The 21506-nt window shown below is 62.2% G+C and carries 29 protein-coding genes and 1 pseudogene; 20 read left to right on the top strand and 10 right to left on the bottom strand.

Annotated features, from left to right (window positions below; genetic code table 11):
- Window positions 1-113 precede the first annotated feature (113 nt).
- From NKH23_RS07310 to NKH23_RS07290, 5 genes and pseudogenes are all read left to right on the top strand, one after another.
- Window positions 114-1644 (top strand): annotated as a pseudogene (locus NKH23_RS07310) (ABC-F family ATP-binding cassette domain-containing protein).
- Window positions 1645-1855: 211 nt separating this feature from the next.
- Entirely contained in the window at window positions 1856-2131 is a 276-nt protein-coding gene (locus NKH23_RS07305) for a nuclear transport factor 2 family protein (RefSeq protein WP_353034392.1), read from the top strand.
- A 212-nt stretch (window positions 2132-2343) separates the two neighbouring features.
- Entirely contained in the window at window positions 2344-2517 is a 174-nt protein-coding gene (locus NKH23_RS07300; protein ID WP_023719167.1) for a hypothetical protein, read from the top strand.
- A gap of 143 nt (window positions 2518-2660) precedes the next feature.
- Complete coding sequence (locus NKH23_RS07295; protein ID WP_352713109.1) at window positions 2661-3089, top strand: VOC family protein; 429 nt, start codon at window positions 2661-2663, stop codon at window positions 3087-3089.
- A 57-nt stretch (window positions 3090-3146) separates the two neighbouring features.
- Window positions 3147-3500, top strand: a complete 354-nt coding sequence (locus NKH23_RS07290) for a DUF1428 domain-containing protein (RefSeq protein WP_352713111.1) — start codon at window positions 3147-3149, stop codon at window positions 3498-3500.
- Window positions 3501-3616: 116 nt separating this feature from the next.
- Here the strand turns inward: NKH23_RS07290 and NKH23_RS07285 are convergent, their stop codons facing one another.
- From NKH23_RS07285 to NKH23_RS07275, 3 genes are all read right to left on the bottom strand, one after another.
- Window positions 3617-5251, bottom strand: coding sequence for a tetratricopeptide repeat-containing sulfotransferase family protein (locus NKH23_RS07285; protein ID WP_353034390.1), 1635 nt, complete (start codon window positions 5249-5251; stop codon window positions 3617-3619).
- A 183-nt stretch (window positions 5252-5434) separates the two neighbouring features.
- Window positions 5435-5701 carry a DUF1488 family protein gene (locus NKH23_RS07280; protein ID WP_352713115.1) on the bottom strand — a complete coding sequence of 89 codons (267 nt, stop codon included), beginning with the start codon at window positions 5699-5701 and terminating at the stop codon, window positions 5435-5437.
- A gap of 10 nt (window positions 5702-5711) precedes the next feature.
- Window positions 5712-5894: a hypothetical protein gene (locus NKH23_RS07275; protein ID WP_352664703.1), complete on the bottom strand. Its 183-nt coding sequence runs from the start codon at window positions 5892-5894 to the stop codon at window positions 5712-5714.
- Window positions 5895-6260: 366 nt separating this feature from the next.
- On the opposite strand from NKH23_RS07275, the gene NKH23_RS07270 reads away from it, so the two are divergent.
- Genes NKH23_RS07270 through NKH23_RS07255 form a run of 4 tightly spaced genes read left to right on the top strand, consistent with a single transcriptional unit; the run spans window position 6261 to window position 7205 of the window.
- Complete coding sequence (locus NKH23_RS07270; RefSeq protein WP_352713118.1) at window positions 6261-6527, top strand: hypothetical protein; 267 nt, start codon at window positions 6261-6263, stop codon at window positions 6525-6527.
- The gene (locus NKH23_RS07265; RefSeq protein ID WP_292661264.1) at window positions 6524-6769 is read left to right on the top strand and encodes a hypothetical protein; all 246 of its coding nucleotides are present in this window, start codon (window positions 6524-6526) and stop codon (window positions 6767-6769) included. The genes NKH23_RS07270 and NKH23_RS07265 overlap by 4 nt, the downstream gene beginning before the upstream one ends.
- Window positions 6770-6807: 38 nt before the next feature.
- Complete coding sequence (locus tag NKH23_RS07260; protein ID WP_023719175.1) at window positions 6808-6945, top strand: hypothetical protein; 138 nt, start codon at window positions 6808-6810, stop codon at window positions 6943-6945.
- Window positions 6946-6980: 35 nt separating this feature from the next.
- A complete protein-coding gene (locus NKH23_RS07255) occupies window positions 6981-7205 on the top strand; it encodes a hypothetical protein (protein WP_292661267.1) in 225 nt (74 codons plus the stop codon).
- A 10-nt stretch (window positions 7206-7215) separates the two neighbouring features.
- On the opposite strand, the gene NKH23_RS07250 is transcribed toward NKH23_RS07255, so the two are convergent.
- Window positions 7216-7614: a Kazal-type serine protease inhibitor family protein gene (locus NKH23_RS07250; protein ID WP_352912522.1), complete on the bottom strand. Its 399-nt coding sequence runs from the start codon at window positions 7612-7614 to the stop codon at window positions 7216-7218.
- Between the two features lie 489 nt (window positions 7615-8103).
- Here NKH23_RS07250 and NKH23_RS07245 point away from each other — a divergent pair, with 489 nt between their 5' ends.
- The 3 genes from NKH23_RS07245 to NKH23_RS07235 all read left to right on the top strand — a co-directional run bounded on the left by NKH23_RS07245 (window position 8104) and on the right by NKH23_RS07235 (window position 9361).
- Window positions 8104-8316, top strand: coding sequence for a cold-shock protein (locus NKH23_RS07245; RefSeq protein ID WP_006202520.1), 213 nt, complete (start codon window positions 8104-8106; stop codon window positions 8314-8316).
- Between the two features lie 228 nt (window positions 8317-8544).
- A complete protein-coding gene (locus NKH23_RS07240) occupies window positions 8545-8757 on the top strand; it encodes a cold-shock protein (RefSeq protein WP_006202521.1) in 213 nt (70 codons plus the stop codon).
- A 193-nt stretch (window positions 8758-8950) separates the two neighbouring features.
- A complete protein-coding gene (locus NKH23_RS07235; protein ID WP_353034388.1) occupies window positions 8951-9361 on the top strand; it encodes a BA14K family protein in 411 nt (136 codons plus the stop codon).
- Between the two features lie 70 nt (window positions 9362-9431).
- Here NKH23_RS07235 and NKH23_RS07230 read toward each other — a convergent pair whose 3' ends face one another.
- The 3 genes from NKH23_RS07230 to NKH23_RS07220 all read right to left on the bottom strand — a co-directional run bounded on the left by NKH23_RS07230 (window position 9432) and on the right by NKH23_RS07220 (window position 11601).
- Window positions 9432-10073 (bottom strand): MBL fold metallo-hydrolase, encoded by a 642-nt coding sequence (locus NKH23_RS07230; protein ID WP_352912523.1) that lies wholly within the window; start codon window positions 10071-10073, stop codon window positions 9432-9434.
- A 177-nt stretch (window positions 10074-10250) separates the two neighbouring features.
- Entirely contained in the window at window positions 10251-10562 is a 312-nt protein-coding gene (locus NKH23_RS07225) for a hypothetical protein (protein WP_352912524.1), read from the bottom strand.
- Window positions 10563-10707: 145 nt separating this feature from the next.
- The gene (locus NKH23_RS07220) at window positions 10708-11601 is read right to left on the bottom strand and encodes a branched-chain amino acid aminotransferase (protein WP_352912525.1); all 894 of its coding nucleotides are present in this window, start codon (window positions 11599-11601) and stop codon (window positions 10708-10710) included.
- 249 nt (window positions 11602-11850) lie between these two features.
- Here NKH23_RS07220 and NKH23_RS07215 point away from each other — a divergent pair, with 249 nt between their 5' ends.
- The 4 genes from NKH23_RS07215 to NKH23_RS07200 all read left to right on the top strand — a co-directional run bounded on the left by NKH23_RS07215 (window position 11851) and on the right by NKH23_RS07200 (window position 15780).
- On the top strand, window positions 11851-12378 hold the full coding sequence (locus NKH23_RS07215) for a MarR family winged helix-turn-helix transcriptional regulator (RefSeq protein ID WP_023719182.1): 528 nt from the start codon (window positions 11851-11853) through the stop codon (window positions 12376-12378).
- On the top strand, window positions 12365-13084 hold the full coding sequence (locus NKH23_RS07210) for a response regulator (RefSeq protein ID WP_023678415.1): 720 nt from the start codon (window positions 12365-12367) through the stop codon (window positions 13082-13084). Before NKH23_RS07215 ends, NKH23_RS07210 begins: the two co-directional genes overlap by 14 nt.
- Window positions 13085-13135: 51 nt before the next feature.
- Window positions 13136-14551 (top strand): ATP-binding protein, encoded by a 1416-nt coding sequence (locus tag NKH23_RS07205; protein WP_353034386.1) that lies wholly within the window; start codon window positions 13136-13138, stop codon window positions 14549-14551.
- Between the two features lie 206 nt (window positions 14552-14757).
- Window positions 14758-15780, top strand: a complete 1023-nt coding sequence (locus NKH23_RS07200) for a glycosyltransferase family 4 protein (RefSeq protein WP_352713134.1) — start codon at window positions 14758-14760, stop codon at window positions 15778-15780.
- Between the two features lie 12 nt (window positions 15781-15792).
- Here the strand turns inward: NKH23_RS07200 and NKH23_RS07195 are convergent, their stop codons facing one another.
- The 3 genes from NKH23_RS07195 to NKH23_RS07185 all read right to left on the bottom strand — a co-directional run bounded on the left by NKH23_RS07195 (window position 15793) and on the right by NKH23_RS07185 (window position 17292).
- Window positions 15793-16152, bottom strand: a complete 360-nt coding sequence (locus NKH23_RS07195) for a tRNA-binding protein (RefSeq protein WP_353034384.1) — start codon at window positions 16150-16152, stop codon at window positions 15793-15795.
- Window positions 16153-16158: 6 nt separating this feature from the next.
- Window positions 16159-16659 (bottom strand): type III secretion system chaperone family protein, encoded by a 501-nt coding sequence (locus NKH23_RS07190; protein ID WP_023678420.1) that lies wholly within the window; start codon window positions 16657-16659, stop codon window positions 16159-16161.
- Between the two features lie 330 nt (window positions 16660-16989).
- On the bottom strand, window positions 16990-17292 hold the full coding sequence (locus tag NKH23_RS07185) for an accessory factor UbiK family protein (protein WP_352469177.1): 303 nt from the start codon (window positions 17290-17292) through the stop codon (window positions 16990-16992).
- A gap of 130 nt (window positions 17293-17422) precedes the next feature.
- Here NKH23_RS07185 and lgt point away from each other — a divergent pair, with 130 nt between their 5' ends.
- From lgt to NKH23_RS07165, 4 genes are all read left to right on the top strand, one after another.
- Window positions 17423-18274 (top strand): prolipoprotein diacylglyceryl transferase, encoded by an 852-nt coding sequence (gene lgt / locus NKH23_RS07180; protein ID WP_352713138.1) that lies wholly within the window; start codon window positions 17423-17425, stop codon window positions 18272-18274.
- Complete coding sequence (locus NKH23_RS07175) at window positions 18271-19359, top strand: class I SAM-dependent methyltransferase (RefSeq protein WP_352912527.1); 1089 nt, start codon at window positions 18271-18273, stop codon at window positions 19357-19359. The genes lgt and NKH23_RS07175 overlap by 4 nt, the downstream gene beginning before the upstream one ends.
- A 185-nt stretch (window positions 19360-19544) precedes the next feature.
- The gene (pgeF, locus tag NKH23_RS07170; protein ID WP_352713141.1) at window positions 19545-20333 is read left to right on the top strand and encodes a peptidoglycan editing factor PgeF; all 789 of its coding nucleotides are present in this window, start codon (window positions 19545-19547) and stop codon (window positions 20331-20333) included.
- Window positions 20333-21484, top strand: coding sequence for a M24 family metallopeptidase (locus tag NKH23_RS07165; protein ID WP_023678425.1), 1152 nt, complete (start codon window positions 20333-20335; stop codon window positions 21482-21484). The genes pgeF and NKH23_RS07165 overlap by 1 nt, the downstream gene beginning before the upstream one ends.
- The last annotated feature ends 22 nt before the right edge of the window (window positions 21485-21506 follow it).

The raw sequence follows: 21506 nt of genomic DNA, 5'->3' as shown, positions 1-21506 counted from the left end.
GATTTTCTTGGTCTGCCCTTCGTGGTGCTGCAACGCCGAGCCTGATGGCCAGCTTGCGCACCGTCAAAGTGCATTGAACCGGAATCCACTCCGGACAGACCAGAGAAATCGACATGGCCCTGATCAGCCTCAAGTCTCTCGGTGTCACCATGAGTGCGCCGCTCTTCTCCAACCTTGATCTCACCATCGGCACCGGCGACCGGCTCGGCATCGTCGCCGCCAACGGGCGCGGCAAATCGACTTTGCTGAAGTGCCTGACCGGCGACATGGAGCCGACATCAGGCGACATCACCCGCACGCGCGGCCTGCGCGTCGGCTATGTCGAGCAAGTCATCCCCGCAGCGCTGGCCGGGCGCAGCTTTCATGAGGTGGTGGCAGACGCCTTGCCGGCCGAGCAGGCCGAAAGCGAGCAATGGCGCGTCGATGTGGTTCTCGACTCGCTCGACGTGCCGCAGCCGATGCGCGAGCGGCCGATGCGAGCCTTGAGCGGTGGCTGGCAAAGGCTTGCGCTGGTCGCCCGCGTCTGGGTCACCGACCCCGACGTCCTGCTTCTCGACGAGCCGACCAACCATCTCGACCTCGGCAAGATCAGCCAGCTCGAAACCCTGGCTGAACGCCCTGCCGCGCGAGGTGCCGCTGGTGATTGCCAGCCACGACAGGGCGTTCCTCGACGCCACGACCAACCGCACGCTGTTCCTTCGCCCTGAACAATCGCCGGTGTTTTCGCTGCCCTATTCGCGGGCGAGGCTTGCGCTGGACGAGGTCGACGCCTCAACCGAGCGCAAATTCCAGCGCGACATGAAAGTGGCGCAGCAGCTGCGCCGGCAGGCGGCCAAGCTCAACAACATCGGCATCAACTCGGGCAGTGATCTGCTGACGGTCAAGACCAGGCAGCTCAACCAGCGGGCAGAGCGCCTGGAAGAAGCGGCAGCGCCGGCACACCGCGAAAAATCGGCGGGCGCGATCAAGCTCGCCAATCGCGGCAGCCATGCCAAGGTGCTGATCACGCTTGACGATTTGGCGGTCGGAACCCCTGACGGCACGCTGTTGTTCAGCACCGGCAAGCGCCATACCTGCCAGCGCGATCGCATCGTCCTGCTCGGCCGTAACGGCGTCGGCAAATCACGGCTGATCGGCCTGATCCGGAACGCCATCGTCGAGCCGGAAACGGCGGCGCAAAGCCTGAAGGTGACGCCGTCGACCGTGCTCGGCTATAGCGACCAGGCATTGTCGGGCATCAGCGGCGACGACACGCCGCTGGCGATGCTGTCGCGCAGATTCGATGTCGGCGAGCAGCGCGCCCGCTCGCTGCTGGCGGGCGCCGGCGTCAACATCGACATGCAGGAGCGCAGGATCGGCGTGCTGTCGGGCGGCCAGAAGGCGCGGCTGATGATGCTGGCGCTCAGGCTCGCCAATCCCAATTTCTATTTGCTCGACGAGCCGACCAACCATCTCGACATCGATGGCCAGCAAGCGCTGGAAGCCGAACTGCTGGAACATCAGGCAAGCTGCCTGCTCGCCTCGCACGACCGCTCCTTCATCAGGGCAATCGGCAACCGCTTCTGGCTGATCGAGAAGCGGCGGCTGACCGAGGTCGACAGTCCGGAAGATTTCTTCCGCTCGGTGGCCGAAGCGGGAGATTGACGATTTTGCCCGATGAATGGCGAGCGGCTCAGCACACTTTCCCGCTCGCCGGAAAAGGCGCATCCTGAGGTCTCGCAAACCTAAGGAGGAAACCGGTCATGCGTGGGGCGGATGTCGTCAGGAAGCTGTATGATGCCTATGCAAAACGTGACATCGAGGGCGCGCTGGTCGACTGCGCCGATGATGTCGTCTTTCGTTGGATCGCCGATCGGTGCAGTCGCGCTATGCCGGAGTGGCCCGCGGCAAGCAGGAGTTCCTTGCCAGGCTTGTGGCGCTGGACAGCGATTTCGAATACCGGCGCTTCGTCCCGGTTGAGATCATCGATGGCGGCGACAAGGTTGCGGCGCAGGTCGAGATCCATTTGACGCGCCGAACCACCGGTGACGAGTTTGTCTTGCGCACCGCCGATTTCTGGACGGTACGCGACGGCAAAATCATCGAACTGGTGGAATATTACGACACCGCTCTGGCCGCATCTGTCATCTGAGTCCAGTCCGTCGGACGGCACGCAGCTAAGCTTCCGGTTGGATGTGCGCTGACTTGGCGGTCGTCGCTCGATTCCCGGCAGGTGAGAAACGCCGTCTTCGATTGAATCCGGCCTTGCGGAAAAAAATCTGACGCTCTGTCGGATGATGATCGCCTGCCACGTCCTTGGGTTGCCGACACGGTGATGCCGGCGCCAATTGAGGAGAAAGCATCATGTCTATTCTGTCATCCATAGGTCACGCCGTGACCCGTTACTCGGCGGCTCGCGCCCGTTACCGCAGCGAACGCGCCATCCTTTCATTGCCGATCGAGCTGCGCAAAGATATTGGCTGGCCGGAAATCGTCGTCGACGCGCAAAACAGCCCGCGGATTCGCATCGAAGGTTGAAAGGTGCCAGTTGGCCGTGGCAGCAACGCGCCATTTCGGACCCGCGCCCGGCATTTGAAAAAACCATCGGCCGTGTAGGATCGTCGCCGTTTCGTTCGTCCTGTGGTTCGCAAAGGCAAACCAGAAGCAAAGAGGAGCATGACATGAATGACCAGCCGCAGACCCAGCCCGCCGCCAAAGTGCTTGGCGGGTTGACGCCCTACCTTCAGCTGGACGGCGCTTTCAAAGCCGCAGAATTTTACCAAAAGGCCTTCGGTGCCGAGCAGGTCTTTGCCTATCCGCCGGACGAACAGGGCCGCACCATGCATATCCATCTCTACATCAACGGTTCGACCCTGATGCTTTCCGACTTCTATCCCGAGCATGGAATGGCCGCTGTGAAGCCTCAGGGCTGCACCATGCAGCTCCATCTCGGCAGCGACGACATCGACGCCTGGTGGAAGCGGGCCATCGAGGCAGGCTGCGAGGAAGTCGTGCCGTTGCAGGTGATGTTCTGGGGCGACCGCTGGGGCAATATGCGTGATCCGTTCGGCGTCGAATGGGCGATGAACGCACCGGTGAAGAAGGCTTAGCACATTCTTCCTTCGCCCTTTGCGGGAGGAGGAAAAACCTACCCAGGAGGAAATCCAATGTCTTATGTCGATGGTTTCGTACTTGCCGTGCCGAAGGCAAAGCTCGATGCCTACAAGAAGCTGGCGGAAACCGCCGGCAGCGTCTGGAAGGAGCATGGCGCGCTTGCCTATGTCGAATGCGTCGGCGACGACGTGCCCTATGGCGAGATCACCTCGTTCCCGCGCGCCGTGCAGGCCAAGGACGACGAGATCGTCATCTTCTCATGGATCGTCTATGAATCCAGGCAGAGCCGCGACGCAGTGATGGCCAAGGTGATGGCCGATGAGCGCCTGAAGGCCGACTGGTCGACCATGCCGTTCGACGGCAAGCGCATGATCTTCGGCGGCTTTCAGCCGTTTATGGAGCTTTAGATGCATGTCGCGCAAAAGTGTGCAGCGGTTTTGCGATAACGACATGCATAAACAGGAATCTAAAGCGCGTCGCATGAGGCCGATCGAGCGCGACGCGCTTTAGGCGCAGCGGCGCTCTAAGCCAGCCTGTCGAGCAGCGGCTTCAGCCGGTCGCCATAGCGCTTCCACAGATCGACCGAGCCCTGATACATCGGCTGGCGTACCTGCGCGGCGGACGCCGTGCGCACCGGCCGGTCGGTCTGGTGGAACGACAACACGGCATCGTCCCACGGCAGGCCGAGATGGGCGATCAGCGCCCGCGACTGGGCTTCCTGGTCGGCGACGAAATCCTCATAGCGAACGTCGTGCACGACCTCCGGCAGCACGGCGTGCCAGTGCGCCATGATATCGGTGTAGAGATTGTGGAAATCGGCGAGTTCGCCGAGATCGTAGCCGTAGCGATGGCTGTCGCCGCGGAAGTGCACCTTGTAGATCGACAGGCAGGTCGCCGCCGCATCGCGCGCGCAATGGATGATCTTGGCCTGCGGCAGCATCATCTGGATGAAACCGATCAACAGGAAATTGCCGGGCATCTTGTCTGTGACGTGCCGAAAACCTGGATAGCGGGTGTGCAGCATGTCGAGATAGGCCTGGCCGGCCTCGGCATAGGCCTTGTCGGGCATGTCGGCGATGCCCCAGGGAAAGCCGCCCTTCATGCTGAGCGGAAACTGCTTGCCGACCGCCGTCTTCAATATGCTGAGCTCGCCCGCGCCATAGACCTGCGGATGGCTGGCGATGATCTGCTCGACCAGCGTGGTGCCGGAACGCGGCATGCCGACAACGAAGATCGGCGTGTCGTCGGCGATCCCGCTCGGCCTGTGCCTTTCAAAAAAGGCCTTGTCGAACACCGCCTTCATCGCCTCGAACTCGCCGCGCGTCTTGCCGGCGTCGTAGTCGATGCCCTGGCGGCGGATCGCGTTGCCTTCGGCGAAATAGTCGAAGGCGCGGCCATACTCCCTGAGGTCGTCATTGGCCTTGCCGAGGCCGAAGGAAAGCTGCATGCGCGCCAGGCTGCCTTGCGGCGCCTTGGCGTGCTCCGCCTCCATGCGGGCAAGCTCGGCGTCGCGCTCCTTCTGGCGCTTGACCTGGGTGAGCATCAGCCAGGCCCTGGCCATGCCGGGGTCCACCGCCAGCGCCTGCCTGAAAAGATCGGCAGCCTCGTCGAGATTGCCCTTTTCCATCAGCCCGACACCCAGGCCGTGCAAAAGATCGGCATCCTTCGGCCGGATCGTCAGCGCCTCGCGAAAAACAGCCAGTGCCTCATCCAGCCGGCCCGCTTCCTGCAGCGTTTCGGCAAGCCCGACGCGGGCGCGGACATGGAACGGGTTGCGGCCGATCGTGCCGCGATAAATATCTTCGGCGCCTTCGAACTGGCCGAGCTGCTTCAGCGACGAGCCGAGATTGTCACGCGCCGCCAGCTGGTCCGGCCGAATCGCCACCACCTTGCGGAAGAGATCGGCGGCGGCCGCTACCCGGCCGAGGTCGCGCAGCACGGTGCCGAGATTGTTGAGGAAATCCGGATTGCTCGGCTGCAGACGCACCGATTGTTCGATCAGCGCCAGCCCCTCGGCGCTGCGCCCGGTCTGGTGCAGCAGAAGCCCGAGGAAATGCGCAGCAGCCGGGTGGTTGGCCTTTTGCGCCAGCACCTGTCGGTAAAGCGCCTCGGCTTCCTGCCGGCGCCCCGTCTGGTGCAACTGCAGCGCCTGCTGCACGTGCTGGTCGAGCCCCAGCGGCGGCTGTCCGCCTGAGCCGTAACGTGCGCCTGCCGGTTGTCTCGGATCTCTGTTGATGGGAAACCTGCCGTGTTGTCCGCCTGCCGCGATCTAGGCCATCGCTGCGGCACGTGCAAGAGCAGACGGCGGTCGCTACGAAGCAAACCTCCGAACTCGGGGAGCTTACCGAAAGTCTGCCGGCGTCAGCACATACATGTTCTTGCGGCCGTGCGAGTAGGCTTGGCGCGCAATATCGTGGATCGACGAACGCTTGGCGTCAAAGGCGCTGAGAAATTCGGCCTCGGCTCCGCTTGCAGCCGGGTTGGCCGCCGAAAGTGCCGCAACCTCGACAAAGAACGGGACTTCGAACATGCCGTCATGGCCGACGAAACGAATGCGCTTGGCCGCCGCGTCATAGGAGCGGCTGGGATTGGGAAAATTGAGCGTCATGGCTTGCGCGTCAAATCAGGCGATTGCTTTCGGCAAGCTGGCGCGCCCGCCGCGCCGTTCCGTCAGTGTCGGCAATCCTTCGCCTTGCCGCCTCGTCGCTTCTTATCGTGAGGCGCGGCGACAAGACCTTTATCGGCTTGGTGACGGGACTAACTGCAACTGTCGGGACATCCGGTGTTCTTTCGGAGTTCATGACTCTCTTCCTTTCATACCTAAATAAATACAAATGCCGGAGGAATTTTTCCGGAAGTTCTTCAAACAATTTTTGAGGTGCACCGGGACCGTATCATCGTTCTGCAGATAACTATAGAAAAGTAATTTTAGGTTGGTAGGGGTAAGAGGCCGAAAACTTCTTGAATAAGCCGTATTTTCAGACTAATGGTATAAAACCGTTTTGGGTCATGCTTGGCCCTGCGGCGTCAGGGTTCTCGGCCCGCCAAACTTATCCAAATCGCCGACACCTGGTACCGCAATGCAGGCTCCGCTTCCGGAGCAGGCCGGAAAGAAACTTCAACGCACGAGAACTTCAAGGCACAAGCGAGAACTTCGAGGCACAAGAATGTCTGCCCGCACCACCCATTCCATCGCGCATTTCGCGGCACCTTTCGTGCTTGGCGGGCTGGATGGCGTGCAGCCGGCCGGCGACTATGACATCGACCACGACGAAGAACTGATCGACGGCATGTCGTGGCCTGCATGGCGCCGTGTCGCCACTTTCATCCATCTGCCGGCAAGGACGGTGAAAAGCGCGACCAGCCAGCTTGTCGCCGTCGACCATGCCGAGCTCGAGGCAGCGCTTCAGCACGACCAGGAGAATGTCACATGATCCGCTTCCAGCAGAGTGCGCGGCGCACGGACACGCCGGCGCATATCTTCACCGTCGGCCAGACCGTCCGCATGAAGAGCCGCACCGGCCTTGCCCAAAAGACCGCGGAGCTGTTCCAGATCAAGAGCCGGTTGCCGGTCAAGGACGGCTCGCCGCAATACCGCATCCGCAGCGAGCTGGAGACCTATGAGCGGGTCACCACGGAAGACAATCTCGAACCGGTCGACAACCCGGCCAGTTGAGCCGAAAGCAATCCGCAACACGTATAAGGGATCAGAAAATGGCCAAGGGTCAACAGCGCAGCAATCGCGAGACACGCAAGCCCAAGAAGGACAAGGTGGCGGCAAAGCCGGCCTCGCCCTTCGGCTCGGCGGTCAAGCAGGCGGAGACCGCTGTGAAACCCAAGTCCAAAGGCTAGGGTTCGATCGCACGACAATCTGCCTGGAGGCGTGCTTGAACTTCGTCATCGAGTTCTACCGCTCGCGCGATGCCGACGAAGCGATACTCGATCGAGTGTCGCTGGAGGCACCGAACCTGCGCGCCGCCCTGCAAGGCGCCGCCACGCTACTTCACACGCTGATGATGCCGCAGATCCCCGATCGCCTGCGCATCTCCAACGAGGACGGCGCCGAGCTCTACGTCGGCCCCGCCGATGGTGCCTATCCGGACGAACAGTGAGGCCGGTGCGCTAGCAAGGCCCATCATCGACGACGCGATAATCCGCCGCGCGGGCTTCGCATTCGTTGGGGAATGTCCGCAGCTCGCCATGGCGACGAGCACAGACCGGGCGGTATTCGCGGGTGCAGAATGTCTGCTCCTCACCGCCACCACCACCGCTGCGGCACTCGCCCTCGCGAATGATGCGGTATCCGGCCCGTTCGGCAAGGCAGGCATTGGCGAAGGTCTGGCGGTCGCCGCCGCGCCGGGCACAGACCGGGTCATATTGCTTGGTGCAGAATTGCGGCCCCGGCCGTGGCGGGCGCGGCCCTGGCCCCTCATCCACCACGACGGTGCAGGCTGCGAGAATTGCCGACAGGAACAGGATGGAAAAAACCTGCCGCGGAAAGATTGCCGCAAGAAGCCGCATGAATGTTTCCCTCCCTCGAAACTCCTGCCTGCACAATGGTGCCTGCGTCCGGCCGATCCTCGTCATTACGCTGCCAAATGCAACCCCTGTTTGCAACTGGCGAGCCAGGGCGGTATGCCGGCGCAAGCCAAGATAGCACCTGCCCCGCTTGCTGGACCATGCCTGGGTGGCGTCTGGCCGATGACCGCGCGGAGAACCGGGGCTATCGGTGCGATGCGTCGGGATGCGCCTGTTGGTCCGCCCGCGGCTCTATCTTGCAAGCATCACGTTTCCGTGCGATAAATTTTGTGTTCGGGCATTTGCGACCCGGAGAGCGGAACGTTTTGGACGACCTTTCCCCGATACTGTGAATCTCTGACAGCCCCGTTTTCGGCGGGGGGTTTTACCATGCGCCAATGCATGACTGCCGAAGCAACCACCGGGACTTGCCCACGGCGCCAGGCGGCGGGCGGAACCACCAAGACTGACACGGGTGAAGGAGTTTCCCCAATGGCCCAGACCGGCACCGTTAAATTCTTCAACGCTACCAAAGGCTTCGGCTTCATCACGCCCGATGGCGGCGCCAAGGATGTGTTCGTCCACATCTCGGCAATCGAGGCTTCCGGGCTGCGCACGCTCGTCGACGGTCAGAAGGTCACCTTCGATGTCGAGCCCGACCGTATGGGCAAGGGTCCGAAAGCGGTCAATCTCCGCGCTGCCTGAACCACAGCGTGCCGCGCGTCCTTTCGGGGTGTGAGGATGCTGCAAGGCTTTTGGAGTGAACGTGAATTCTGTAAAGGCGCGGCGGTTTTCGCCGCGCCTTTTGTGTTCTGGGATGCTTGCAGACGCCCGCAAAACTTTCTCTTGCCGATGGCACTAAAATAAAGGACAAATTTCCGTCCGGGCATTTGCCGGCCCGAGACTGGACTTGTGGGATCAAAGGAGCTTCCCATGCCGCAGACCGGCACCGTCAAATTCTTCAATCACGCCAAGGGCTTCGGCTTCATCACGCCGGACGACGGGGCAAAGGATGTCTTCGTCCATATTTCGGCCGTGCAGGCGTCGGGTCTTCCCGGTCTTGAGGATGGGCAGAAAGTGACATTCGACACCGAGCCGGACAAGCGCGGCAAGGGTCCGAAAGCCGTCAACCTGTCGATCGGCTGAACCGGCCCTGGACAGAATGGACGTGGGCCGGTCTGGCTTGCGGTGTTTGCCGCACGCTTGAATCGCCCAGTTAGATGAAACCGCCTGGTCAAATTTCGTTCAGCCCCCGTTCAGCCACGGTCGCATATCAATCTTCGTTAGAGCCGGACCGCATCCCCCGAAAACGACCCGGGCCGGCACGAAGGAGACCGACATGAACCGAATTTTCAAGACTGCCATCCTGTCCGCTGCGGTCCTTGCGACCACGCTTGCGACCTTGCCCGCGGCCAGCGCCGATGAATGGCGCCATCACCGCCGCCATCACGGCCACGGCGACGCCGTTGCGGCCGGCGTCCTCGGCCTTGCGGCAGGTGCCCTGATCGGCGGTGCGCTCGCCAGTCCGCAGCCCCGCTATTACGACCCGGCCTATGATGATGAATACTACAGGCCTGCCCCGGTGCGCCGTTATTACGTGCAGCCGCGAGTGGCCTATGCCGAAAGCTATGCGGAGCCCTGGACCCGCGGCTGGTACGAATACTGCTCGGACCGCTACCGGAGCTTCAACTCGCGTACCGGCACGTTCACCGGCTATGACGGCGAACAGCATTTCTGCACCGCCAATTAACGGAGGCAGTTTCCGCCGGAAAAAAGCGCGGTCGCACAGGCCGCGCTTTTTTTGTTTCCGGCAAGCGGTTTCAGATCAGGAACGGATTGCTCCGCCGCTCCTCACCAAAACGGCCGCCGGGACCATGGCCGCAGATGAAGCCGATGTCGTCGCCCAACGGCAAAAGCTTCTCCTTGATCGAGGCGATCAGCGCGGCGTGGTCGCCGCCCGGCAGATCGGTGCGGCCGACCGAACCGCGGAACAGCACGTCGCCGACATGGGCGAACTTCGCGGCCCGGTTATAGTAGACGACGTGGCCGGGTGCGTGGCCTGGACAATGGAGCACCTCGAACACGTGTGAGCCGAACGAAACGGTCTCGCCTTCGGCAAGGAACCGGTCGGGGACACAGTTGCGCACGGAATCGGTGATGCCATAGCGCTTTGCCTGGTACTCGAGATTGGCGAGCAGCGGCCGGTCGGCGGCATGCGGGCCGATGATCTCGATACCGAGCGCCTCCTTCAGTTCCATGGCCCCGCCGGCATGGTCGATATGGCCATGCGTAATCCAGATCGCGCCGGCAGTGATCGCATTGTCCTCGAGCGCCGCCAGCACCTTGTCGATGTCACCGCCCGGATCGACGACAACGCCTTGTCTGTCGTCCATGTCGAAGAGGATGGTGCAGTTCTGCTGGAACGGCGTGACCGGCACGATGCCGGCGTTGAGCTGACCCATATTCGTCCTTTCACGCTGTCGGAGCGCTGCGCGTCCCCTCGAACGCGTCAGGAAAGCCCCAACCTTGAATCAGGCCCTGATGTAGAGACACACGCGAACGGCGTCCACCGCTCCCACAAACGGCAAAACGAAATGGGCGGCTGAAGCCGCCCATTTGAAAACCTGAAACGTCGAAGCCTATTTCTTCATCGCGTTCATGACCGCACCGATGATGCCGGTCAGGATGGCGCCGCCGCCGGCACCGCCAACGATGTTTGGAATGTTCAACGCGCTGCCGGCTCCTGCCGCCGTGGCGGCTGCTGCCGGATCGACCGCGCCACCCAGCAGACTGTTGAGAATGAGCCCACCGCCGACGCCGCCAACAGCGCCGCCCAGGATTTTGGTAAGCTGCCCCATCGCCGCAGTCTTGATAGCCGCACCCACCGCCTGACCACCGATGATACCCGTAATCACCTGAATAATGATCGGAAGAAGCGTGTTCATATCCATATTTCCAGTCCCTCCATAGCTGCCAGCCTCCCGGGCCGACCCTATCATGAGACGCCGAATTGTGTGAAAGTCAAATGCAGAAGCGCTTAAATAAAAGGGGCGGCCCGAAAACCGCCCTTACTAGTTAAAAAAGCTGTGACTTTCGTTATTCTGCAGCGATTGCGTGCTTGGGCTGAACGGCCGCAGAATAGTCATTCATCAGCGTCTTGGCGATTTCGCCAACCTCGAATCGGTAGGGACCGATCTCCGAAACCGGCGTCACCTCGGCTGCCGTCCCGGTGAGGAAGCACTGCTGGAAACCATCAAGCTCTTCCGGCATGATGGCGCGCTCGATCACCTCAAAACCGCGGTCCTTAGCAAGGCCGATGACCGTGCGGCGGGTGATGCCGTCGAGGAAGCAATCGGGCTTGGGCGTATGGATCTTGCCGTCCTTGACGAAGAAGATGTTGGCGCCTGTCGCTTCCGCCACCTGGCCACGCCAGTCGAGCATCATGGCGTCGGCATAGCCCTTGGCCTCGGCGGCATGCTTGGACATGGTGCAGATCATGTAGAGGCCGGCCGCCTTCGATTTCGACGGTGCGGTGCGCGGGTCGGGGCGGCGCCATTCGGCCATGTCGAGGCGGATGCCCTTGAGCTTCTGCGCCGGGTCGAAATAGCTTGGCCACTGCCAGATGGCGATGGCGCAGTTGATCCGGCTGTTCTGTGCGGAAACGCCCATCTGTTCGCTGCCGCGCCACGCGATCGGCCGGACATAGGCGTCCTGGAAACCTTGCTTCTTCAACAGAGTGCGGCAGGCGTCGTCGATCTCGGCGACCGAGTAGGGTATCTTGAAGCCAAGCAGGCGCGCCGATTCATGCAGGCGTTCGGTGTGGTCGGTCAGCTTGAAAATTTCGCCGCCATAGGCGCGCTCACCCTCGAATACCGCGCTGGCGTAATGCAGCCCGTGGGTCAAGACGTGGATCTTGGCGTCGGCCCATTTGACGAATTCGCCGTTCATCCAGATAAAGCCGTCCAGTTGGTCGAAGGGAACGGATGCCATGGTAACCTCCCGCGGGCGGCAGCCCGCACATCATTGTGTCATTGCGTGTTTCGTTTCGGCCGCTGCAGGCGGCCATTGTCTTAAAGCGTAGGCGGATATTTAAGGTCTGGCAAACTCAGGAAGTTCCGGAAAAAACGGCTTCGCTTGCCTTTTCGTTCGCAATCCGCCGAAAAGCTTGCCAAAAATTACCATCGCGCGGAAAATACGTCAATAGTGCTGACATAATTTCCTGCTTCACACGGAGAAAAGATGACGAGCCACGCAGCCGCAGAGCCGATCAGGACGGCGATCACCGACGAGGACGGCATCGATTTCGCCATCATCGAGTTGTTCTTCTTCGCCTATCGCGACTTTACCTCCGATCCGGACCAGATCCTGGCCGATTACGGTTTTGGCCGCGCCCATCATCGGGTGTTGCATTTCGTCAATCGCCGGCCCGGGCTGACGGTCGCCGAACTCCTCGACGTGCTCAAGATTACCAAGCAGAGCCTGGCGCGCGTGCTCAAACAACTGATCGACACCGACCATATCGTGCAATTGCAGGGCCCTCGCGACCGCCGCCAGCGCGAGCTTTATCCTACGGCCAAGGGCCGTGCGCTGGCGCTGGCACTGGCGCGGCCACAGTCGCGCCGCATCCATGCTGCATTGGAAGATTCCGGAGCCACCGAACGCGCCGTCATCGAACGGTTCCTTGAAGCGATGGTCAATCCGGAACTAAGGGCGCAGATCGACATTGTGCCCGCAAAGATGTCAGGGAAAAGCCATGGAGACCATTGAGAGGGTTGATCATCCGACAGCACCGGAAGACGACGCGCCGCATCTGCTGGTGGTCGACGACGACACCCGAATCCGCAATCTTCTGAAACAATATCTGACCGAAAACGGCTTTCGCGTTACCGTCGCCGGAAATTCCGGCGAGGCCCGGCGCAAGCTCGCCGGCCTCGATTTCGATCTGATCGTGCTCGACGTCATGATGCCGGGTGAAAGCGGCGTCGATCTCACCAAGGCGCTGCGGGCGGAGAAAAACGTGCCGATCCTGATGCTCACCGCACTGTCCGAAACCGACAGCCGGATCACCGGGCTCGAGGCCGGCGCCGACGACTATCTGCCAAAACCGTTCGACCCGCGCGAGCTGATCCTGCGCATCAACAATATCCTGCGCCGCGGCGGCCCCGCGACGACGCCCAAGGTCGAACAGCTGGTCTTCGGCCCCTATACGTTCCAGATCGCCAGGCGTGAGCTGAAGCGCGGCGGCGAGGCTCTCAAGCTGACGGACCGCGAGCAGGAAATCCTGGCGATCTTCGCTGCGCGCGCCGGCGAGACGATACCGCGGCATGAGCTTGTCGGCGACGAGTCCGAGGTCGGCGAGCGCACGATCGATGTCCAGATCAACCGGCTGCGCCGCAAGATCGAACGCGATCCGTCCAATCCGGTCTGGCTGCAGACTGTGCGCGGTATTGGGTATCGGCTCAGCGTGGAATAGAATGCCGCCGACAGCGGTCCTTTGCCGGGCCGCCGGTGAGCGAAAAGACGAATGGCGACCACGCAACTCGAACGGCCGGAAGATGGCGGCTTGAGCGCCCGCGCGACGCGGGCGCTCAAGGCCGTGCCGCGCGCTTGGAACCGTTTCTGGCGCCTGGTGTCGCTTTACATGCCGAAGCGGCTCTATGCCCGCTCGCTGATCATCGTCATCGCGCCGATGATCATGCTGCAGTCGGTCGTCGCCTTTGTCTTCATGGAGCGCCACTGGCAGACCGTAACGCAGCGCCTGTCGCAGGCCACGGTGCGCGACATCGCCGCCATCATCGACCTGATAGAGACCTATCCGCACGACGCCGATTACGCCAACGTCATCCGTATCGCCCAGGATCGCATGCAACTGAAGGTCGACCTCCTACCGCCCGACCCGCTGCCGCCACCCGGGCCAAAGCCGTTCTTCTCGATCCTCGACGAGATCCTTTCGTCCGAGATCACTCGCCAGATCAACCGTCCGTTCTGGATCGATACGGTCGGCAATTCCAATATCGTCGAGGTCCGCGTCCAACTTGAGAACAAGGTGCTGCGGGTCTTCGTGCGCCGCAGCCAGGCCTATGCGTCGAACACCCATATTTTCCTGATCTGGATGGTCGGCACCTCACTGGTGCTGCTGATGATTGCCATTCCTTTCCTGCGCAACCAGATCCGGCCGATTCTAACGCTGGCCGAGGCGGCCGAGAGCTTCGGCAAAGGCCGGCCGATGCCGCGCGATTTTCGCCCGCGCGGCGCCGAGGAAGTCCGCCGCGCCGGCTTTGCCTTCATCCAGATGCGCGAACGCATCGAACGCCAGCTCGAGCAGCGCACGGCCATGCTGAGCGGCGTCAGCCACGATCTGAGGACCATCCTCACCCGCTTCAAGCTGCAATTGGCACTGGCCGGGACCAAGGCGGCCGACACGCAGGCACTCGACCAGGACATCGACGACATGCAGTCGATGGTGGAAGGCTATCTTGCCTTTGCACGCGGCGAAGCGTCGGAAGACGCCGGCCAGTTCGATCTCGAAGCCTTCTTCGACAAGCTTCGCGAGGAAGCCACGCTGCGCAAGCGCAAGCTATCGACCGTGCTTGTCGGCGATCCGCACGTCCATGTGCGCCCCAATGCCTTTGCCCGGCTGCTGTCCAACGTCGTCGGCAATGCATTCCGCTATGCCAAGACGGTGGAGATCAATGCCAATCATGGACGCGGTTCGCTGCTCGTCACCATCGACGATGACGGTCCGGGCATTCCGCCCGAAAAGCGGGAGGATGTATTCAAGCCTTTCGTGCGGTTGGACGAGGCCCGCAACCTCGACGCCAGCGGCACCGGCCTTGGCCTCTCCATCGCACGCGACATTGCCCGCAGCCATGGCGGCGACATCGTCCTCGAGCGCAGCCCGCTCGGCGGCCTGAGGGCGGTGATCAAGGTTCCGGCTTGACGGCAGCGAGACCCGGCCGTTCATCGGCCCGTCATGAAACCATGGTGAAGAGCACCAATGAAGCGCGCGATCCTGATTGATTCGGCCCTGCGGCCTCATTTCGACCCCGCGCCTGTCCGGGTGCGCCGGTGCGAGGCCAGAGCTGCGGCGTGGTCGCCGTTCAGGCATCGCGGCGAGGCAATCAAGCTCTCCGCCAAGGGACCGCCATGCGCATCCTGATGGTCACCGACGCCTGGCGCCCGCAAGTCAACGGCGTCGTCCACACGCTGGAGCGCCTCTCGGAGACGCTGAAATCCTTCGATGTCGAGACGGACTTCCTGACGCCGAACATCTTTCGCACCCTGCCGCTGCCGACCTATCCGGACATCAGGCTGGCGCTGACGACTCCTCACCGCGTGGCGCAGCTGATCGAGGCACGCAAGGTGGACCACATCCATATCGTCACCGAAGGACCGCTCGGCATTATGGCCCGGCGCTACTGCCGTAACGCCGGCCGCCCCTTCACGACCAGCTATCACACACGTTTTCCGGAATATCTGAGCGCGCGCCTGCCGGTGCCTGAAGCATGGGCCTATCGCTGGCTGCGCGATTTCCACAATTCAGGACAGGGCACGCTGGTCGCCACCCAGTCGCTCGCCGACGATCTTGCGGCGCGCGGCTTCACCAAGCTCCGGCCATGGACGCGCGGCGTCGACACAGATCATTTTCGACCGGATAAAAGAAAGGACCTGGGATTTCCCGGACCGATCTTCCTCTGCGTCGGCCGCGTCGCGATCGAAAAGAACCTGCCGGCCTTTCTCGACCTCGACCTGCCCGGCAGCAAGGTGGTCGTAGGCGAAGGGCCGGAATTGGCGAAGCTGAAGGCCAGATATCCCGATGCCCATTTCCTCGGCCATCGCCCGAACGACGAACTGGCCGAGATCTACGCCTCGGCCGATGCTTTCGTCTTCCCCAGCCGCACCGACACATTCGGCAACGTCATCATCGAGGCGCTGGCCAGCGGCACGCCGGTCGCAGCCTATCCCGTCACCGGACCGATCGATATTGTGGGTGACGGCATCGGCGGCGCGGTATCAGACGACCTGCGGCAAGCAGCGCTCGCCGCCCTTCACGTCGACCGCGCCGCGGCGCGGCAACGTGCTATGCGCTACAGCTGGAAGGCCTGCGCGGAAATGTTCATGGAAACGGTCGAAGAGGCGCTGGGTACCACGCGTAAACTGGCTGCCTGAGCAACAGCGCAGTTAGAACAGCTTGCCGCCGTCCGGCACCTTGCGCTCGATCGCACCAAGGACGACGGCACCCTCGTCATCGGGAAAGCCGAGCGTCAGCACTTCCGACATGAATGATCCGATCTGACGCGGCGAGAAATTGACCACAGCGAACACCTGCCGGCCGATCAGGGTTTCGGGCGTATAGTATTTCGTGATCTGGGCCGAGGATTTCTTCACCCCGATCACGGGACCGAAATCGATTTTCAACTGGATCGCCGGCTTGCGCGCCTCGGGAAAAGGCTCGGCCTCGACGATCGTGCCGGCGCGGATGTCGACGCGGTCGAAATCGGCAAAGCTGATCTCGGGTTTTCGCGCGTTGCTCAAACTCATCGACTGTCACGCGTTTCCGTAGGTTTCGAACAGCACGCCGGCCAACGCATCCTTGGCCGAAGTCCCCGACCAGACGACGAACTGGAACGCCTGGAAATAGCATTCGCAGGCCTCCAGCGCCGACGACAGCAGCACCTCGACCTGCTGGCTCGACGGCTCGACCCCACCGGCCAGCAGCAGCGACTGGCGGAACATGATGGCGCCTTCCTGCTCCCAGAGATCGAAATGGCCAAACAGCATCTGTTCGTTGATCAGCGAAAGCAGCCGCATCACCTCGAGCGCGCGCGCCTCAGGCACCTTGATGTCGAAAGCGCAAGCCAGGTGCAGCGCCTCGTAGTCCTCCATCCAGGAGAATGAAACGTGGTAGTCGGTCCAGCTTCCGGCAACCGAGATCGAGATCTCGTCGTCGCCGGCCCGCTCGAAGGACCAATCGTTGTTGTGCGCCACCTGCTCGATAACATCCACCGGATGGATTTCGCGGGAGAATTCGAGTTCGAGAAGTTCCATGAAATGCTTCCTGTCGTTCTGGGAGCGCCACCACACGCTCCGCGGGAGAGGCACACTCGAACAATTCTGCCTAGAACTCGGACGGCCAGGACTTCGTCAACGCAAAGACCCCGGACCGGACCCCACCGCCCGGCGCATGACCCTGCTCCGAATCATGCAACAAATTCAGTCTATTGATCGGGAGTCGCGTGACCAGCCCAATTTTTCGCACTGCGTCATTCGCATGTGGAAAGGCGCTGTCACAAAGATCCACGCAGTACCGGTAAGCGATTCACGACAAAGCGCTTTTTGCGATCCGGCTTTGTGGAAAAGTTTACGATTTATTTCTTATTATTTTTTTGCACGCGGCTTTGCCGCCGCCGCAGGCGCTACTTGACCGGTCAATTCGGCAAGCCTGGCCTCGAGCGCCTCGATGCGAGCGGCGAGGCGGGTGTTTTCTTCCCTGGCCTTCGCCGCCATGTCGCGAGCGGCCTCGAATTCCTCGCGCTGCACCACGTCCATGGAGTTGAGTATGCGCTCGGCCTGGCCCCTGAAGGCAGTCTCCACCTCGCGCCGCACGCCTTGCGCGGCACCGGCTGCGTCGGTCATCAGCTTGGCGAATTCATCGAGAATGCGGTTCGGTCCGGTCGCCATGGCAAATCCTCGCTTGGTCGAATTGACGTAGTGGCGCACGATGCGGAATGCAAGCACACGCTTGCCTTGACCCTGCCAAAACCCTGCCGCATGGTCCGCGCCCGAACCTGATCGGAACCGGGAGACCCTGTTGAGCGAATATTTGCTGCCGCTGGCTGCCCTGCCCTTCCCCAACATCGATCCGGTCATCGTCCGGATCGGACCGCTGGCGGTGCATTGGTACGGCGTCGGCTACATCGTCGGCATTCTGTTCGCCTGGTGGTATGCCAAGCGCCTCGTCACCAACCCAAAACTGTGGCCAGACGGCACCCTGCCGATGAAGCCCGTCGACCTCGACGACTTCATCGTCTGGGCAGCCATCGGTGTGGTGCTCGGCGGACGCACCGGCTACGTGCTGTTCTACGATCTGCCGCGCTACATTGCCAATCCGCTCGATATCGTCGCCGTCTGGCAGGGCGGGATGTCGTTTCATGGCGGCCTGCTCGGCGTCATTCTTGCAATGACGCTGTTTTCCCGGTCTCGCGGCATCCGCACATGGTCGCTGTTCGACGTGGTTGCCGCCGGCGTGCCGGTGGGGCTTGGCCTCGTTCGCCTGGCAAACTTCATCAATTCCGAACTGTGGGGCCGGCCGACCGACGTTCCATGGGCATTCGAATTCCCCAATGGCGGCCCATTTGCACGCCATCCAAGCCAGATCTACGAAGCGCTGCTCGAAGGGCTGGTGTTGTTCCTTATCCTGCGCTTCCTCACCCATTCGCGGCTCAAGCTGAAGACGCCGCGTTTCGTCGGCGGCGCCTTCATCGCCGGCTATGGCGCCTCGCGCATCTTCGTCGAATTCTTTCGCGAGCCCGACCAGCAGCTTGGCTACCTCCTTGGCACGAGCTGGCTGACCATGGGAATGGTGCTGTCGCTGCCGATGGTGCTGGCCGGCATCTGGGCGATGGCTACAGCCAAGCCGGTGACAAAACCGCAGCCGGCATGACGCGGCTGAAAACCCGCATCGCCGAGCTGATCGGTGCGGTGGGACCGATCCCCATCAGCGAATATATGGCGCTCTGCCTGTTCGATCCGCAGGACGGCTATTATACGACACGCGAGCCGTTCGGCGCCGCCGGGGACTTCGTCACCGCACCGGAGATCAGCCAGATGTTTGGCGAGCTGGTCGCCGTTTGGGTCTACCAGGCGTGGCTGGCGATCGGCCGGCCGACGCCGGTCGCCATCGCCGAAATAGGCCCCGGCCGCGGCACGCTGATGAGAGATATGCTGCGCACGCTTTCGCGGCTCGATCCGACGCTTACCGCCAGTGCATCGTTCGCTTTGATCGAGACCAGTCCGCGGTTGACCGAGGTCCAGAAACGGACACTTGCCGGGACGTCGGCCACCATCGCCTGGCATGAGGCCGTTGACACACTAGCGCAGGGGCCGCTTCTGATTGTTGGCAACGAGCTGTTTGACGCGGTGCCTATCCGCCAGTTCGTCCGCGCTGGAGCCGGCTGGCGCGAACGGATGATCGGTCTCGACGATACGAACCGGCTGCGCTTTTTCGTCGGCGCCGGCTCGCTCGACCCGATGCTGCTGCCGGAGGGTGCCGAGAATGCGCCGCAAGGTGCCATCGTCGAGGTGGCGCCAGCCCGCGCTGCCCTGATGGCGGCCATCGCCGGGCGACTTGCCGGATTTGGCGGCGCCGGCCTGTTTCTCGACTACGGTCACTTCCAGCCCGGGATCGGCGACACCTTGCAGGCCTTGCGCAAGCACGGTCATGAGGACGTGCTGGCCAATCCGGGGCAGGCCGATCTCACCGCCCATGTCGATTTCGCTGCCCTCGCGGCAACCGTTCGGGCACACGGCCTCGATGCCCACCTCTCAACGCAAGGTGAATTCCTGCTCAAGGTGGGGCTTCTCGAACGGGCTGGCCGGCTCGGCGCCAATGCCGATGAGGCAGCTCGCGAAAAGATCGCGGCCGACGTCGAGCGCCTCGCCGGCCCGCTGGCCATGGGCGAACTCTTTAAGGTGCTTGCGGTCCTCCCCGCCGGCATTGCCGTTCCGCCGTTTCCAAGCACGGATTGACTTTTCGCTGCCGCCTCTCCCACTCTCCCATCTCCGGCTAGCGCCCGACATCAACTGCGCCAGCCTTAACTGACCAGCTTTCAAGTGCGCCCGTCTTCAACTCGCCGGTCTTCAACTCACCCGTTTTCAACTCGCCCGTCTTCAACTCGCTTGACGAAATCGCCCATACGGACAACAAAGCCGCCATGCTGAATCAGACCAAACCGGATCCCGTTCGGTCGCCCTTGCTGGAAACGGCGCAAGGCATCCGCCACGGCTACTTCACACGCGTCGGCGGCATTTCCAGCGGCATCTACCGGGGCCTCAACATCGGCACCGGCTCGAACGACGACCAGACGCTGGTGCGCGAGAATCGCCGCCGGGTCGCCGAATGGATGGGCGTGCCTGCAAACCATCTGCTGAGCGCTCACCAGGTTCATTCGCCGGACGTTGTCATTGCCAGGGAGGTTTTTGCCGGCGAGCGGCCCAAGGCCGACGCCATTGTCACCGACCGGCCGGGCATTGCCGTCGGTGCCTCGACCGCCGATTGCGGACCGGTCCTCTTCGCCGACGCCGAGGCGCGCATTATCGGCGCCGCCCATGCCGGCTGGAAAGGCGCTTTCACCGGCGTGCTGGAAAACACCATCGCGGCAATGGAAAGCCTCGGCGCCCGGCGCGACCGCATCGTCGCAGTGCTCGGTCCGTCGATCGGCCCACGGAATTACGAAGTCGGACCGGAATTCGTCGCCCGCTTCGTCGACGCCGATGCCGGCAATGCTCGCTATTTCGCGCCCTCCGCAAATGCCGGACACGCGATGTTCGACCTCAACCGCTACACGGTCGACCGGCTGACCAAGGCTGGCGTCAACGCCGAAGGACTCGATCGCTGCACCTATGCCGAGGAAGAGCTTTTCTACTCCTATCGGCGCAGCACGCATCGCAACGAGCCCGACTACGGGCGGCAGGTTTCGGCAATCGTTTTGGAGGCTGACTGATGGCGCTGCATTTCGAACGCTCGGAATTCGACGCGCGGCGCGATCGACTGATGATCGAGATCGCCGAAAAGAAGCTCGACGCCGTCCTGCTGTTTGCCCAGGAAAGCATGTATTGGCTGACCGGCTACGACACCTTCGGCTTCTGCTTTTTCCAGTGCCTGGTGGTCAAGGCCGACGGCTCGATGGTGCTGCTGACGCGTTCGGCCGACTTGCGCCAGGCGCGCCACACCTCGATCATCGACAACATCGTTTTGTGGACGGACCGCAACGGCGCCAACCCGGCGGTCGACCTGCGCAATCTGCTCAACGAGCTTGACCTGCTCGGCGCCCGCATCGGCGTCGAATACGACACCCACGGCCTGACGGCCTATAATGGCCGGCGCCTCGACGAGCAGTTGCAGACCTTCGGGCAGATCGCGGATGCCTCCGGCATTGTCAGCCGGCTGCGGCTGTTCAAGAGCCCGGCCGAAATCGCCAAGGCGGAAAAAGCCGCCAATCTGGCCGACGACGCGCTGGACGCAGCACTGCCGCTGATCAAGCAGGGCGGCGATGAGGCGCTGATCCTGGCCGCCATGCAAGGTGCGATCTTTGCCGGCGGCGGCGATTATCCGGCCAACGAGTTCATCATCGGCTCCGGCGTCGACGCCCTGCTTTGCCGCTACAAGGCCGGTCGCCGCAAGCTCACCAAGAACGACCAGCTGACGCTCGAATGGGCCGGTGTCTTCCACCACTACCATGCGGCAATGATGCGCACGGTGTTGACCGGCAAGGTATCGAAACGCCACCAGGAATTGTTCGATGCCGCCCGCGCCGCGCTACTTGCAGTCGAGAAGGCGATGACACCCGGTAACACGTTCGGCGACGTGTTCGACGCCCATGCCCGCACGCTCGAGGCCCACAATTTAACCAAGCACCGGCTCAATGCCTGCGGCTATTCGCTCGGCGCCCGCTTCACCCCGTCCTGGATGGATATGCCGATGTTCTATCAGGGCAATCCCGAACCGATCGCGCCGAACATGACGCTGTTCGCCCATATGATCATCATGGACTCCGAAACCGAAACCGCGATGACGCTTGGCCGCACCTATCTGACCACCGAATCCCAGCCGAAGCCGCTGTCCCGCCATGATCTCGACTTGATCGTGCAGTGAATCCATAATGGAAAGAGTGTGA

Origin of the sequence: Mesorhizobium sp. M1328, from assembly GCF_040318075.1 — a bacterium.
Taxonomy (GTDB): domain Bacteria; phylum Pseudomonadota; class Alphaproteobacteria; order Rhizobiales; family Rhizobiaceae; genus Mesorhizobium.
Note: the sequence above shows the minus strand (reverse complement) of the source record. Positions and strands in the feature narration are given on the sequence as shown.

Excerpts from the sequence above, each read along its gene's own strand:
- NKH23_RS07195 (WP_353034384.1), bottom strand. The coding sequence starts at position 16,152 with ATGAGTTTGAGCAACGCGCGAAAACCCGAGATCAGCTTTGCCGATTTC.
- NKH23_RS07210 (WP_023678415.1), top strand. The coding sequence starts at position 12,365 with ATGGAGACCATTGAGAGGGTTGATCATCCGACAGCACCGGAAGACGAC.
- NKH23_RS07205 (WP_353034386.1), top strand. The coding sequence starts at position 13,136 with ATGGCGACCACGCAACTCGAACGGCCGGAAGATGGCGGCTTGAGCGCC.
- NKH23_RS07245 (WP_006202520.1), top strand. The coding sequence starts at position 8,104 with ATGGCCCAGACCGGCACCGTTAAATTCTTCAACGCTACCAAAGGCTTC.
- NKH23_RS07230 (WP_352912523.1), bottom strand. The coding sequence starts at position 10,073 with ATGGGTCAGCTCAACGCCGGCATCGTGCCGGTCACGCCGTTCCAGCAG.
- NKH23_RS07300 (WP_023719167.1), top strand. The coding sequence starts at position 2,344 with ATGTCTATTCTGTCATCCATAGGTCACGCCGTGACCCGTTACTCGGCG.
- NKH23_RS07235 (WP_353034388.1), top strand. The coding sequence starts at position 8,951 with ATGAACCGAATTTTCAAGACTGCCATCCTGTCCGCTGCGGTCCTTGCG.
- NKH23_RS07190 (WP_023678420.1), bottom strand. The coding sequence starts at position 16,659 with ATGGAACTTCTCGAACTCGAATTCTCCCGCGAAATCCATCCGGTGGAT.
- NKH23_RS07290 (WP_352713111.1), top strand. The coding sequence starts at position 3,147 with ATGTCTTATGTCGATGGTTTCGTACTTGCCGTGCCGAAGGCAAAGCTC.
- NKH23_RS07265 (WP_292661264.1), top strand. The coding sequence starts at position 6,524 with ATGATCCGCTTCCAGCAGAGTGCGCGGCGCACGGACACGCCGGCGCAT.
- NKH23_RS07295 (WP_352713109.1), top strand. The coding sequence starts at position 2,661 with ATGAATGACCAGCCGCAGACCCAGCCCGCCGCCAAAGTGCTTGGCGGG.
- NKH23_RS07185 (WP_352469177.1), bottom strand. The coding sequence starts at position 17,292 with ATGGCGACCGGACCGAACCGCATTCTCGATGAATTCGCCAAGCTGATG.
- NKH23_RS07280 (WP_352713115.1), bottom strand. The coding sequence starts at position 5,701 with ATGACGCTCAATTTTCCCAATCCCAGCCGCTCCTATGACGCGGCGGCC.
- pgeF (WP_352713141.1), top strand. The coding sequence starts at position 19,545 with ATGCTGAATCAGACCAAACCGGATCCCGTTCGGTCGCCCTTGCTGGAA.
- NKH23_RS07175 (WP_352912527.1), top strand. The coding sequence starts at position 18,271 with ATGACGCGGCTGAAAACCCGCATCGCCGAGCTGATCGGTGCGGTGGGA.
- NKH23_RS07215 (WP_023719182.1), top strand. The coding sequence starts at position 11,851 with ATGACGAGCCACGCAGCCGCAGAGCCGATCAGGACGGCGATCACCGAC.
- NKH23_RS07270 (WP_352713118.1), top strand. The coding sequence starts at position 6,261 with ATGTCTGCCCGCACCACCCATTCCATCGCGCATTTCGCGGCACCTTTC.
- NKH23_RS07225 (WP_352912524.1), bottom strand. The coding sequence starts at position 10,562 with ATGGATATGAACACGCTTCTTCCGATCATTATTCAGGTGATTACGGGT.
- NKH23_RS07240 (WP_006202521.1), top strand. The coding sequence starts at position 8,545 with ATGCCGCAGACCGGCACCGTCAAATTCTTCAATCACGCCAAGGGCTTC.
- NKH23_RS07165 (WP_023678425.1), top strand. The coding sequence starts at position 20,333 with ATGGCGCTGCATTTCGAACGCTCGGAATTCGACGCGCGGCGCGATCGA.
- NKH23_RS07275 (WP_352664703.1), bottom strand. The coding sequence starts at position 5,894 with ATGAACTCCGAAAGAACACCGGATGTCCCGACAGTTGCAGTTAGTCCC.
- NKH23_RS07260 (WP_023719175.1), top strand. The coding sequence starts at position 6,808 with ATGGCCAAGGGTCAACAGCGCAGCAATCGCGAGACACGCAAGCCCAAG.
- NKH23_RS07220 (WP_352912525.1), bottom strand. The coding sequence starts at position 11,601 with ATGGCATCCGTTCCCTTCGACCAACTGGACGGCTTTATCTGGATGAAC.
- NKH23_RS07200 (WP_352713134.1), top strand. The coding sequence starts at position 14,758 with ATGCGCATCCTGATGGTCACCGACGCCTGGCGCCCGCAAGTCAACGGC.
- NKH23_RS07250 (WP_352912522.1), bottom strand. The coding sequence starts at position 7,614 with ATGCGGCTTCTTGCGGCAATCTTTCCGCGGCAGGTTTTTTCCATCCTG.